The 13520-nt window shown below is 71.3% G+C and carries 8 protein-coding genes; 1 reads left to right on the top strand and 7 read right to left on the bottom strand.

The window, feature by feature from the left end; translation table 11 throughout:
- Both ACGFYN_RS16920 and ACGFYN_RS16925 read right to left on the bottom strand, forming a co-directional pair.
- On the bottom strand, positions 1-797 hold a 797-nt coding region (locus tag ACGFYN_RS16920; protein ID WP_393866592.1), incomplete at its 3' end, for a maltotransferase domain-containing protein.
- A 235-nt stretch (positions 798-1032) separates the two neighbouring features.
- A complete protein-coding gene (locus ACGFYN_RS16925; protein ID WP_393866593.1) occupies positions 1033-2235 on the bottom strand; it encodes a S8 family peptidase in 1203 nt (400 codons plus the stop codon).
- Positions 2236-2547: 312 nt separating this feature from the next.
- Between ACGFYN_RS16925 and ACGFYN_RS16930 the strand changes: the two genes are divergently transcribed.
- Complete coding sequence (locus tag ACGFYN_RS16930; RefSeq protein ID WP_393866594.1) at positions 2548-5166, top strand: glycosyltransferase family 1 protein; 2619 nt, start codon at positions 2548-2550, stop codon at positions 5164-5166.
- A gap of 31 nt (positions 5167-5197) precedes the next feature.
- Here ACGFYN_RS16930 and ACGFYN_RS16935 read toward each other — a convergent pair whose 3' ends face one another.
- The 5 genes from ACGFYN_RS16935 to ACGFYN_RS16955 all read right to left on the bottom strand — a co-directional run bounded on the left by ACGFYN_RS16935 (position 5198) and on the right by ACGFYN_RS16955 (position 13498).
- Positions 5198-5716: a DUF1990 family protein gene (locus ACGFYN_RS16935; RefSeq protein WP_393866595.1), complete on the bottom strand. Its 519-nt coding sequence runs from the start codon at positions 5714-5716 to the stop codon at positions 5198-5200.
- A gap of 69 nt (positions 5717-5785) precedes the next feature.
- Complete coding sequence (locus ACGFYN_RS16940) at positions 5786-7453, bottom strand: M4 family metallopeptidase (protein WP_393866596.1); 1668 nt, start codon at positions 7451-7453, stop codon at positions 5786-5788.
- Positions 7454-7703: 250 nt separating this feature from the next.
- Positions 7704-9728 carry a M4 family metallopeptidase gene (locus tag ACGFYN_RS16945; protein ID WP_393866597.1) on the bottom strand — a complete coding sequence of 675 codons (2025 nt, stop codon included), beginning with the start codon at positions 9726-9728 and terminating at the stop codon, positions 7704-7706.
- Between the two features lie 273 nt (positions 9729-10001).
- A complete protein-coding gene (locus tag ACGFYN_RS16950) occupies positions 10002-11759 on the bottom strand; it encodes an ABC transporter ATP-binding protein (RefSeq protein WP_393866598.1) in 1758 nt (585 codons plus the stop codon).
- Positions 11756-13498: an ABC transporter transmembrane domain-containing protein gene (locus tag ACGFYN_RS16955; RefSeq protein ID WP_393866599.1), complete on the bottom strand. Its 1743-nt coding sequence runs from the start codon at positions 13496-13498 to the stop codon at positions 11756-11758. The genes ACGFYN_RS16950 and ACGFYN_RS16955 overlap by 4 nt, the downstream gene beginning before the upstream one ends.
- Positions 13499-13520: the final 22 nt, after the last annotated feature.

Genomic DNA, 13520 nt, shown 5'->3' on the forward strand with positions numbered 1-13520 from the left:
CCCTTGCGGTAGGTGGTGCCGATCGGGTGGATCGGCGGCAGGTAGACGACGTCGAAGCCCATCGCGGCGATCGCCGGCAGCCGGCGCGCCGCGCTACGGAAGGTGCCGTGCGGCCGCTGGGCGGTGCCCTCCGAACGCGGGAAGAACTCGTACCAGGCGCCGTACAGCGCCCGCTCCCGCTCCACCAGCAGCCCCAGCGTCGGCGAGGCCGTCACGAACTCCCGCAACGGATGCCGCGCCAGCACCGCGTCCACCTCCGGCGTCAACGCCGCCGCCAGACGCGAGGCGGCCGGCCGGCTCTCGTCGCGCAGCGCCTCGACCGCGGCGGCGAGCACGTCCCGCCCAGTGCCCTCGGGGGCGCCGTCGGCCGCGCGCTCGTACAGGCGCGCGCCCTCCTCCAGCACCAGCTCCGTGTCCATCCCGGCCGGGATCTTGATCTGGGCGTGGTGCCTCCAGGTGGTGACCGGGTCGCCCCAGGCCTCCACGGTGTACGTCCACCGGCCGGGCTCGCCCGCGGTGACGGTGGCGCCCCAGCGGTCCGTACCGGGGGCCAGTTCCCGCATCGGGGTCCAGGGGCCCGCACGGCCGTCGGGATCCCGTAGGACGACATTGGCGGCGACGGCGTCGTGGCCCTCGCGGAAGACGGTGGCCGAGATCTCGAACGTCTCGCCGGTCACGGCCTTCGCGGGCCTGCGCCCGTGCTGGACGACGGGCCGGACGTCGAGGACCGGGATGCGCCCGAGTGTCTCCTCGGCGTCGGACGTCGGAGGTGCTGACGAGTGGTGCGTGGCGGGCATGACCGCTCCTGTCCGCGTCAACGTGGGTGGGCGGATGGCTGTGGGGAGGTGGGTCCTGCGTGGTGTTTTCTTGATCTGCCTGTCGTGTACCCCGGGAGCCTTCCCACCCTATTCGGGTGAGCAATCCGGCACTTTGTTAACTACTCACTCGTATGTCTACACACAAGACCGGCCCCGTTCGTGAACGAACGGGGCCGGTATGAGTACTCCTGGATGACGAACCCGGAACCTGTCACTACGAGGCCGGGACCTGGAGCAGCTCGTCCGGCGAGCCGAGACCCCGGCCGGAGACCTTCCCGGGCACCGCCAGCTTGACCAGCGCCTTCGCGACCTGGGCCGGCGTCGCCTTCGGATGGCCGGCCAGATACAGCGCGGCCGCGCCGGTCGCGTGCGGGGTCGCCATCGACGTACCGGAGAAGGTCGCCCTCCCGGTGTCGCTCGCGAAGGAGGCCGAGGTGATCGAGACTCCCGGGGCGAACAGGTCCACGGCCGGCCCGAAGTTCGAGAAGGCCGCCCGCGCGTCCGTCCGGCCGGTCGCGCCGACCGTGATCGCCTCCTTGACGTCGGCCGGGGAGTAGAGCCCCGCCGGCAGGCCGTCGTTTCCCGCGGCGACGGCGTAGGTGACGCCCGAGGCGATCGAGTTGCGTACGGCGGCGTCCAGCTGGGCGTTGTGCGAGCCGCCCAGGCTGAGGTTGGCGACCGCGGGCTTCCTCGCATGCCTGGTGACCCAGTCGATCCCCGCGATGACCTGCGCCGTCGTGCCGGAGCCGTTGTTGTCCAGGACGCGCACGGAGACGACGTCGGCCCGCTTGGCGACGCCGTACGTGGTGCCGGCGATGGTGCCCGCGACATGGGTGCCGTGGCCGTTGCCGTCGTTCGCGGTCCGGTCGTTCCCGACGAAGTCCCACCCGTAGCTCGCCCGGCCGCCGAAGTCCTTGTGGGTGATCCGGATGCCGGTGTCGATCACGTACGCCGTCACCCCGCGGCCCGCCGCGCCGGGCGGGATGTAGCGCCTGTCCAGCGGCAGGCTCTTCTGGTCGATCCGGTCCAGGCCCCAGGACGGCGGGTTCTTCTGGGTGCCGTCCAGCGTGACCCGGGCGTCCTGGACGACCGAGGCGACCCGGGAGTCGGCCGCGAACCGCTCGGCCTGTCTCTCGTTCGCCCTGATCGCGTAGCCGTTCAGGACCGTGCCGTAGCTGTGGCTTATTCTCGCCCCGTACTTCTCGGCCAGGCCCTTTCCGGCCGCCGACGACGCCTTCGTACCCCCCTTGAGTGTCACCAGATAACTTCCGCCGACGGCGCCGGGCTCTCCGGCGCCGAGTATCCGCCCCTCAGGTGCGGCGTGCGCGGGCAAGGTGCCGGCTGAAAGCGCGGCGGTGCAGGCCACCGCCGTCAGGCCCCCCGCCCGGCGCAGACGCCGTGGTCGCGTCCGTGCCATGGTCCGAGTTCCCCTCCTCGACTCGGCGTACGGCGACCGTCGGTCACCGGGGTGCACCCGGCTGTGGTCGGATACGCCTTCCGGCAGCCTCTCGTGCGGTGCAGAAGGCCACAAGAGGGCCCATGGGGAGGGAATCGGCCATGTCCGCCATGGTGGATGCATGACGGTTGCGGCTTTTTCCGGACTTCGCAGGAGTCTGTCGTGTTCTTGGACGTGCCGTGGTTGCGGAGCCCTCCGCACCGATACCGTCGAGGTTGACGACGAGGCGCACAGTGTTGTGCGTCCGCACAGCGACACGCGTCGAGGTGGAAAGTGAAGGCGATCCGTCGATTCACCGTCCGACCCGTTCTCCCCGAGTCCCTCGGGCCGCTGAGTGATCTGGCCCGCAATCTGCGCTGGTCCTGGCATCCGGAGACCCGAGACCTGTTCCAGTCCGTCGATCCCGAGCGCTGGGCCGCCTCCGACGGCGATCCCGTACGTCTGCTGGGGAGCGTGGCGCCCGCGCGGCTCGCGGAACTGGCCGAGGACCGTCGATTCCTGCGCCGCCTGAAAGCGGTCTCGGACGACCTGAACGACTATGTGAGCGGCGACCGCTGGTACCAGGACCAGGCCGGGGAACTGCCCGCGGCCATCGCGTACTTCTCGCCCGAGTTCGGCATCACGGCCGCCCTGCCCCAGTACTCCGGCGGCCTGGGCATCCTCGCAGGCGACCACCTGAAGGCGGCCAGCGATCTCGGTGTCCCCCTGATCGGGGTGGGCCTGCTCTACCGGCACGGCTACTTCCGGCAGTCCCTGTCCCGGGACGGCTGGCAGCAGGAGCACTATCCGGTCCTGGACCCCAACGAGCTGCCCGTCGCCCTCCTGGAGGAGCCCGACGGCACGCCCGCCCAGGTCTCCCTCGCCCTGCCCGGCGGCAGGCAGCTGCACGCCCGCATCTGGCACGCCCAGGTCGGCCGCGTCCCGCTGCTGATGCTCGACTCCGACGTCGAGGAGAACGACCTCGGCGAGCGCGGGGTGACCGACCGGCTCTACGGCGGCGGCAGCGAGCACCGGCTCCTCCAGGAGATGCTGCTCGGCATAGGAGGGGTACGGGCGGTGCGGACCTACTGCCGGCTCACCGGCCACCCCGAGCCCGAGGTCTTCCACACCAACGAGGGGCACGCCGGCTTCCTCGGCCTGGAGCGCATCGCCGAACTCTGCGACCAGGGGCTGGACTTCGACTCGGCCCTGGAGGCCGTCCGCGCCGGGACCGTGTTCACCACCCACACCCCCGTCCCCGCCGGCATCGACCGCTTCGACCGCGAGCTGGTCGCCCACCACTTCGGGACCGACGCCGAGCTCCCGCGCATCGACGTCGAGCGCATCCTGCGGCTCGGCATGGAGACCTATCCCGGCGGCGAGCCGAACCTCTTCAACATGGCCGTGATGGGCCTGCGCCTCGGCCAGCGGGCCAACGGCGTCTCCCTGCTGCACGGCCACGTCAGCCGGGAGATGTTCTCCGGACTGTGGCCGGGATTCGACCCCGACGAGGTGCCGATCACCTCCGTCACCAACGGCGTGCACGCGCCCACCTGGGTCGCTCCCGAGGTCTTCCGGCTCGGCGCCCGGGAGATCGGCGCCCAGCGCACCGAGGACGCGATGACCGTCGGCGGCTCGGACCGCTGGGACGCCGTGGGTGACATCCCCGACCAGGACATCTGGGAGCTGCGCCGCAACCTGCGCGAGCAGCTGGTGGACGAGGTGCGCCGGCGGCTGCACGCCTCCTGGCGCGGGCGCGGCGCCGGAACGGCCGAGTTGGGGTGGATCGACGGCGTCATGGACCCGGACGTCCTCACCATCGGCTTCGCGCGGCGCGTCCCGTCGTACAAGCGCCTGACCCTGATGCTGCGCGACCGCGACCGGCTGATGGACCTGCTGCTGCACCCCGAGCACCCGATCCAGATCGTGGTCGCGGGCAAGGCGCACCCGGCGGACGACGGCGGCAAGCGGCTGGTGCAGGAGCTGGTGCGGTTCGCCGACGACCCGCGCGTGCGCCACCGCATCGTGTTCCTGCCCGACTACGGCATGGGGATGGCGCAGAAGCTCTACCCGGGCTGCGACATCTGGCTCAACAACCCGCTGCGTCCGCTGGAGGCCTGCGGCACCTCCGGGATGAAGGCCGCCCTCAACGGCTGCCTCAACCTCTCGGTGCTGGACGGCTGGTGGGACGAGTGGTTCCAGCCCGACTTCGGCTGGGCGATCCCCACGGCGGACGGCGCCGGGACCGACCCCGACCACCGCGACGACATAGAGGCGGGCGCTCTCTACGACCTGCTGGAGCAGCGGGTGGCACCCCGCTTCTACGAGCGGGGCCAGCACGGCCTGCCCGACCGTTGGATCGAGATGGTGCGCCAGACCCTCACCCTGCTCGGCCCGAAGGTGCTGGCCGGCCGGATGGTGCGCGAGTACGTCGAGCGCCTCTACACCCCCGCCGCCCACGCGCACCGCGCGATGGACCCGGGCTCCGCGCGTGAACTCGCCGGCTGGAAGGCCCGGGTGCGGGCCGGCTGGCACGAGGTCACCGTCGACCATCTGGAGACGTCCGCCCACACGCCCACCGCGGAACTCGGCACCACGCTCGCCCTGCGGGTGCGGGTCGCCCTCGGCGAGCTCGGGCCGGACGACGTGGAGGTCCAGGTCGTCTCGGGCCGCGTCGACCCGGAGGACCGCATCGCGGACGCGGCGACGGTCCCGCTGAAGCCGACGGGCGGACCCGACACGGAGGGCCGCTGGGTCTACGAGGGCCCGCTCTCCCTGGACCGCACCGGGCCGTACGGCTACACGGTGCGCATCCTGCCCGCGCACCGGCTCCTCGCGTCCGGCGCGGAGCTGGGACTGGTGGCAGTGCCTTCGGAGGAGACGGGCGAGGGAGGCGGGGTGCTGCTGCGGTGAGCCCGGCGCACACCGCCGGGCCGAGCCGGACTCACACCTCCGAGTAGGGGGCGCACATCCGCCTCAGCACGTTCCCGCACCGTCGTGCGTAGGCATGCTGGATGCCGCGCGTCGCAGGGCCGCCCGCACGGGCGTACCACTTCGCCGCGCGGCTGAAGGCGTCCAGGGTCAGCCACACCGTGCCGTCGCCGGTGCGGTCCACGACGAACGCCTCCTCGCCGCACTCCGGATGACCGGTCAGCGTGCCGTAGGCCCAGCCGGCGCGGCGGGGCTCCTCGACCGTGTAGACGATGCGGCAGGGGGCCTTGATCAGCCCGGCGAAGCTCACCGTGACGTCGACCCCGGGTGCCGCCCGGTCCGCGCTCGTCTCGACGCCCACGCCCAGCTCGCGGTGCATCTCCCAGGTCAGCACCGCCTCGGCGGCTCTGTGGAAGAGCTTCTCCCCCTCGCCGATGCGCGTGCGGACATGCATCGGGTGAAAACCCGGCGGGCAGAAACCGCCGCGGCGGGTGCCGCCGACGTCGTCGTAGGTGAAGTCCTCCAGGCGCATGGCACCCAAGAGTAGGGCGGTACCCGGGAGCGGCTGCGCTCCGGGTACCGCCCGCCAACCCCCCTCGGGTCAGTTCACGTTGACCGCGGACCAGGCCGCGGCCACCGCCTTGTACTCGGCGCTGCTCGCGCCGTACAGCGCGGAGGCGGCGGACAGCGTGCCCGCCCGTGCCTTCGAGTAGTTGGTCGTCGACGTGAAGTACGTGGTCAGCGCCTTGTACCAGATCTGCAGCGCCTTGTCCCGGCCGATGCCGGTGACCGTGGAGCCGTTGGACGTGGGCGAGTTGTAGCTCACGCCGTTGATGACCTTGGCTCCGCTGCCCTCCGACAGGAGGTAGAAGAAGTGGTTCGCGACACCGGACGAGTAGTGCACGTCCTTGTTGCCGACACCGGAGGACCAGGAGTCGGCCGAACCGCCGTCCTTGCTGGGCTTGTCCATGTAGCGCAGCGGGGTGCCGTCGCCGTTGATGTCGATCTTCTCGCCGATGAGGTAGTCGCCCTTGTCGGACGAGTTGTTGGCGAAGAACTCCACGCCGGTGCCGAAGATGTCCGAGGTGGCCTCGTTCAGACCGCCGGACTCACCCGAGTAGTTCAGGCCCGCGGTGTTCGAGGTGACGCCGTGGCTCATCTCGTGGCCGGCCACGTCCAGCGCGGTGAGCGGGTGGTTGTTGCCCGAGCCGTCGCCGTAGGTCATGCAGAAGCAGCTGTCGTCCCAGAAGGCGTTCACGTACGAGTTGCCGTAGTGGACGCGGGAGTAGGCGCCGACGCCGTTGTTCTTGATGCCGCTGCGGCCGAAGGTGGACTTGTAGAAGTCCCAGGTCTCCTGCGCGCCGTAGGCGGCGTCGGCCGCGGCGGTCTGGTCGGTCGCGGAGCTGGAGGCGGTGCCGGTGCCCCAGACGTTGTCCGTGTCGGTGAACAGCGTGCCGGTGCCGGACGTGCCGTGCTTCAGGTTGTACGTCTTGTGGTTGCCGCGCGAGGCGTCGGTCAGCGAGTACGACGAGCCCGACCCGGACGTGGTCAGGCTGACCGTGCCCGAGTACAGCGTCTTGCCGGTTCCGGTGGCGTTCTCGATGCCCTGGTACTCGAAGAGCTTCTTGCCGGTGGCGGCGTCGGTGATGACGTGCAGCTGGTTCGGGGTGCCGTCGTCCTGGAGGCCGCCGACGATCGTCTCGTAGGCGAGGACGGGCTTGCCGGAGCCGGCCCAGATGACCTTGCGGGCGCCGTCGGCCGCGGACTTGGCGGAGCCGAGCGACTTGGCGGCGCTGACCGCCTGCTGCTCGGCCTTGGCCGGGGTGACCTGCGCCTTGAGGGAGGCGACCTTGATGGCGGCCGAGGTCGCCTTGGTCACGCCCTCGGCCTTGCCGGCCTTCGAGGTGTGGACGACGAGGTCGCCGCCGAGGACGGGCAGGCCGGCGTAGGTGCGCTCGTAGCGGGTGTGCACGGTGCCGTCCGCATCTCTGACGACGTCCTTGACGACCAGCTTCTCCTTGGCGCCGAGGCCTATCTTCTGCGCCGTCTGCGCTATGTCGGCCTGAGCCTTCTGCACGAGCGAGGTGCGGGCTGCCGCGGAGAGCGCGGTGGGCGCGGCGGCGAGGGTGGCCTTGCCCGTCTGGTCGGACGGGATCTGGGCCGATGCCGTACCGGCGGCGAGTCCGCTGGTGAGCAGGGCTCCGGCGGCGACGGCGGTGGCGATGGCCAGGCTTGAGCGCTTGTGACGCGCGTAGCGGGGGGTGGTCACACAAGCTCCTTGAAGTGGGGGTCCGGCACGGCGTGGGGCGCCCGGGCCGGAAGCGGAGTGAATTTGTGCGGCGGTTGTGAGGAAGGGTGACATCGGGGATGCGTACATGTCAGGACCCCCAAGTGATGTTGGCTGAAAACCGACTGCCGGGTGAACTTTGCAGTCGTGTAACAGCGGGCGAAACGGCAGAGCGCCGCCCTGGAGAGTCGAACCTCCGGAGCGGCGCCCTGACTTGGGATCCCGGGCCGGCCTACGGGAAGGTGAGCTTCCAGCTGTTGATGTAGCCGGTGTCCTGCGCCGCCTGGTCCTGGACCCTCAACTTCCAGGTGCCGTTGGCGACTTCGGAGGAGGCGTTGACGGTGTAGGTCTGGTTGACGTTGTCCGCCGAGTCGGAGCCGCTGAAGTTCTTCAGGCGGTACGCCGACCCGTCGGGGGCCAGCAGGTCGATCACCAGGTCACCGCGCCAGGTGTGCACGATGTCGACCGAAACCTGAAGGTTCGACGGGGCGTTGCCCGTACGGCCGGAGACGGTGATGGGCGACGTCACGGCCGGTCCGTTGTCCGGAATCGATACGTCGGTGGTGTTCTCGAAGGACGTGCCGCCGCCCCCGCCGCCACCGGAGCGCGAGCCGACCGCGACGCCGGCCCAGGCGTCCTGCACCGCCTTGTACTCGGCGGACGTGGTGCCGTACAGCTCGCCCGCCGCCGCGAGTGTGCCGGTGCGGGCGCTCGCGTAGTTGGTGGTGGAGGTGAACTTCGTGGTCAGCGCCCGATACCAGATCTGCAGCGCCTTGTCGCGGCCGATGCCGGTGACCGGAAGCCCGTCCGCCGTGGGCGAGTTGTAGCTGACGCCGTTGATGACCTTGGCGCCGCTGCCCTCGCTCAGCAGGTAGAAGAAGTGGTTCGCGGGGCCGGACGAGTAGTGCACGTCGAGGCCGCCGAGCCCCGAGTACCAGCTGTCCTTGGACGCGCCGTCCTTGCTGGGCTTGTCCATGTAGCGCAGCGGGGTGCCGTCGCCGTTGATGTCGATCTTCTCGCCGATGAGGTAGTCGCCCACGTCGGAGGAGTTGTTGGCGAAGAACTCCACTCCGGTGCCGAAGATGTCGGAGGTCGCCTCGTTCAACCCGCCCGATTCACCGGTGTAGTTGAGCCCGGCCGTGTTCGAGGTGACGCCGTGGCTCATCTCGTGGCCGGCCACGTCCAGCGCGGTGAGCGGGTCGGCGTTGCCGGAGCCGTCGCCGTAGGTCATGCAGAAGCAGCTGTCGTCCCAGAAGGCGTTCACGTACGAGTTGCCGTAGTGGACGCGGGAGTAGGCGCCGACGCCGTTGTTCTTGATGCCGCTGCGGCCGAAGGTGGACTTGTAGAAGTCCCAGGTGACCGCCGCGCCGTAGTGGGCGTCCGCGCCCGCGGTCGCCGCGTTCGACGTGGTGCCGTTGCCCCAGGTGTTGCTGGTCTGCGAGAACAGCGTGCCGGTGCCGGACGTGCCGTGGTTCAGGTTGTACGTCTTGTGGCCGCCGCGGTCGCCGTCGGTCAGCGTGTAGTTGGAGCCCGACTGGGTCGTCGTCAGCGGGACCGTGCCGCTGTACTGGGTGTTGCCGGTGCCGGTGGCGTTCTCGATGCCCTGGTACTCGTAGAGCTTCTTGCCGGTGGCGGCGTCGGTGATGACGTGCAGCTGGTTCGGGGTGCCGTCGTCCTGGAGGCCGCCGATGACGGTCTCGTACGCCAGGACCGGCTTGCCGCTCGCCGCCCAGATCACCTTGCGCGCGCTGTCGGCGGTCGCCTTGGTGGAGCCGAGGGCCTGTGCGCGCTTGACGCCCTGCTGCTCGGCGGCCGCCTTGCTGATGTCCGGGGTGAGGTCGGAGACCTTGATGGCGGCGTTCGTCGCCTTGATGACGTCCTTCGTGGCGCCTGACTTGGCGGTGTCGACGATGAGGTCGCCGCCGAGCACGGGCAGGCCGCCGTAGGTGCGCTCGTAGCGGGTGTGGACGGTGCCGTCGGCGTCCTTGACCACGTCACGGGCGACGAGCTTCTCCTTCGCGCCGAGGCCGATGTCCCGGGCGGTCTGCGCGCGGGCGGTGTCGGCGTCGCGTATCAGCTCCGCGCGCTGGGAGGCGGTGAGCTGTACGGCCGTGTGGGCGGGGCTGGCCTTCCCCGTCGAGGCCCCGGCGGGGGCGGCGGAGGCGGCGCCCGACTGGACGGCCGCGGCGAGCAGGGCTGTGACGCCGGCGACGGCGACGATGTGGGAGGTGCGTCTGCGAGAGATGTTGCTTCTCAACACTGACTCCTTCTGCGTGGCCGCGGGGTTGCGCGGCCAGGGGAGATCCGGACGGTGGGTCGACCGTCCGGGCAGAACTGTGCAGAACCAATGCGGAACCAAGTGCGCGACCGTGACGACACAGCGGCATGTTTCTGTGGGGTTGCTGTGAAGCGGCCGTGGGGAAGCGTGGCACCGGATGGCGCTTTCTGTCAGGCTCGCGTCAGAATTTTGGCCGAATCTGGTCCGTTGTCCGGTTGTTCATGTTCGTTATCCGGAGCGGGAGTTGACGCCTCAGATGCGGTCGCCGTGCCATGTCCGCCACAGCGCCGCATACGCGCCCTCGGCCGCCACCAGCTCCTCGTGCGTGCCGAGTTCGGTGAGCCGGCCGTCCTCCATCACGGCCACGCGGTCCGCGTCGTGGGCGGTGTGCAGGCGGTGCGCGATGGCGATGACCGTGCGGCCCTCCAGCACGGCGGCCAGGGCGCGTTCGGTGTGCCGGGCCGTCGTCGGGTCCAGCAGCGCCGTCGCCTCGTCGAGGATCAGCGTGTGCGGGTCGGCCAGCACCACGCGGGCGAGGGCGAGTTGCTGCGCCTGCGAGCCGTCCGTGCGCAACCCCCCGTCACCGAGCGCCGTGTCGATGCCGTCCGGCAGCTCCCGCACCCAGTCGTCGGCGCCGACCGCTGCGAGGGCGGCCCACAACTGCTCGTCGGTGGCGGCCGGTTCGGCGATCAGCAGGTTGTCCCGGACCGTGCCGAGGAAGACGTGGTGCTCCTGGGTGACCAGGACGACCTGGCGGCGCAGCCGCTCCGGTCCGAGGCCGACGACGGGCACCCCGCCGACCGTCACCGTGCCCTCGGTCGGCGCGTCGACGCCCGCGAGCAGCCGGCTGAGCGTGGTCTTGCCCGCGCCGGAAGGGCCCACGACCGCCAGCCGCTCGCCCGGCCGCACAGTCAGGTCGACCCCGCGCAGCACCTCGCCGCCGCGGTCGTAGGCGTAGCGCACCCCGGTCACGTCGAACCGGTCGTCCACCGGGGCCGGCGAGCGGGTCTCCCGTGTGCGCGGGGCCCGGGCGAGACCCTCCACGCGGGCGAACGAGGCGCCGCTGCTCTGGAGTTGCTCGATCCGCATCAGGATCTCGTCCAGCGGACCGCTCAGCCGCTGGAGGTACAGGGCCGCGGCCACCACCGCGCCCAGGCTCAGTGTGCCGTGCCCGTGCAGCACGCCGCCCACCAGCAGGACGGCCGCCACGGGCACCAGGTAGGAGACGTCCACGGACGGGAAGAACACGGTGCGCAGGAACAGGGTGTAGAGGCGGGCGCGCCGGGAGGTCTCCAGCGCGTCCCGGCTCGCCGCGATCCGCTGCTTCTCCAGCCGCAGCGCCTCGACGGTGCGGGCGCCGGACGCCGTCGCCGCGACGATCTCGGCGATGTCGGAGGTGGCGGCGCCCTCGGCGAGGTAGCCGTCGCGGGCCCGGCGCAGATACCAGCGCAGCGCGCACCAGATGCCGAGCAGGCCGAGCAGGCCGCACGCGCCGAGCAGCGGGTTCAGCCAGAACACCGCGCCGAGCAGGAACAGCGCCTGCACGGTGTTGATGAGCAGCTCGGGTCCGACGTCGCGCAGTGTGGTGCCGACCATGGCCACGTCGGCCGTGCCGCGCGCCGTCAGATCGCCGCTGCCGGCCCTTTCCACCACGGCCGCGGGCAGGGCGAGGGTCCGGTCGACGAACTGCTCCCGCACACGGGCGAGGGTCCGCTCGCCGAAGCGGTGGCCCACGTAGCGGGCCGAGCGGGCGAGCACCAGCTGGGCCAGGGAGCAGAGCAGGATCCACAGGGCGAGGCGGTCCACCGCGTGGACGCCGCCGCTCGCCTTGACCTCGTCCACGATCCGGCCCACCAGCCAGGGGCCGGCCAGTCCCGCGGCGGCGGCGAGCGCGTTGAGCGCGAGCACCGCGGCGAAGGCCGCGTGGTCGGCCCGCAGCAGCCGTACGACCGCCCGGCGTACGTCGGCCCGCTCGGCGACGGGGAGCCGGCCCGACGGGTCTGCCGTCACCGCACGACCTCCTCTGCGTCGGCGTCCCTTGCCACGAGTGCGCGGTATCCCGCTTCCGTGTCCAGCAGTTCGCGGTGCCGGCCTGTGGCCGCGACCGTGCCGTCGACCAGGTAGTACACGGTGTCGGCGTGGTCCAGCACGAGTGGGGACGTGGTGGTGACCACGGTCGTACGGCCTTGGCGGGCTTGCTTGAGCCGTTGTGCGACGCGGGCCTCGGTGTGGGCGTCCAGGGCGGATGTCGGCTCTGCGGCGAGGAGTACTTCGGGGTCGGCCAGGAGCGCCCTCACCAGGCGGATGCGTTGGCGCTGGCCGCCGGAGAGGTTTCTTGCCTGGGCGTCGACGAGTGAGTCGAGGCCTGTCGGTAGGGCGTGGAGGATGTCTTCCGCGGCTGCGGTGTGGATGGCCTGGGTCAGGTCCGCAGCTCCGTCGTGGCTCGTCGCGCAGTTCCCCGCGCCCCTGAAAGACGTGCCGCCCACTACATCGCGCAGCGTCCCTGCGAAGAGGTCCGCCTCGTGGTCGGCCACCAGAATGCGCTCCCTGACCTGTTTCAACTGGATCTCGTCCAGCGGGATGTCGCCCCAGGTAGCCCTTGACGGGACATACCTCCCCAGCCTGTCCAGGACGGTTGTCGCGTCCGACGGGCGCGCGCAGGCCAGGGCCGTCAGGGCGCCGGGGCGTACGCGTACGCCCGACTCGGGGTCGTGGAGGCAAGCCGTGTCGGCGGGGGCGCCGCAGGTACCCGTGTCGGCGAGCGGCTCCAGTTGCAGGAAGCGCACGACCCGTCGGGCGGCCACCAGGCCGCGGCTGATCTGGTAGCCGCACTCGACCCAGAAGGCGACCGGGCCCACCAGGACCGCGACGTAGCCGTAGACCGAGACCAGCTCGCCGATGCTGATGGCGCCCTGGGCGGCGAGCCGGGCCGCCAGCCAGGTGACGACGGCGAGGAAGAGCGTCGGCAGACCGACGCCGAGCGCCTGCACCCAGCTGGTCACCGCGCCGACCCGGTAGCCCTGCCGGCGCAGATGCTGCGAGTCGCGGTGGAAGGCGTCGGCGAACAAGCCCTTGCCGCCGAGGCCGTTGAGGACGCGCAGGCCGCCCGCGAGGTCCGCGATCCGGGCGGTGAGCACGCCCTGCCGCTCCCGGTACTCGGCCTCCGCGCCCTGCAACCGGGCAAGCAGCGGGCCGACCAGGACGACGATCAGCGGGAGGCCGAGGAGGACGACCGAGGCGATCAGCGCGGAGATCGACAGCAGCAGACCGGCGACCACCAGGTACGCCACGACCGCGCCGACCCCGGGTCCGACGACCGTCAGCGACTGGCTGATCGTCTGCACGTCGCCCACCCCGATGGTGACGACCTCCCCGGCCCCGACCCGGCGCCGGAGCGCGGCCCCCAGCCGGACCGACTGCGCCACGACCACCTTGACCGTGCGGAAGTTGGCGTCCATCCGCACCCGCGTCATCGTGCGGTGCCGCATGACGCCCAGCCAGGCGTTGAACGCCCCGACCCCGAACAGCGCGGCCGTCCAGCCCGCCAGCGCCGGATAGTCACCGGGCTCCAGCCCCTCGTCGATCGCCCGGGAGAGCAGATACGGCGTCCCCGCCAGCAGCACCATCCACACGCTGCCGAGCACCGCGCCGGCCAGCGACCGGCCTGGCTGGCACCGCACCAGCCACCACAGATAGCGTCCGCCCCCGCGGCGGTCGGGCTCGCCCGGCTCCTCGTACGCGTCGATCATCCGACCCCCGCTCCCATGATCC

Source organism: Streptomyces sp. NPDC048419 (assembly GCF_043200415.1).
Taxonomy (GTDB): Bacteria; Actinomycetota; Actinomycetes; order Streptomycetales; family Streptomycetaceae; genus Streptomyces.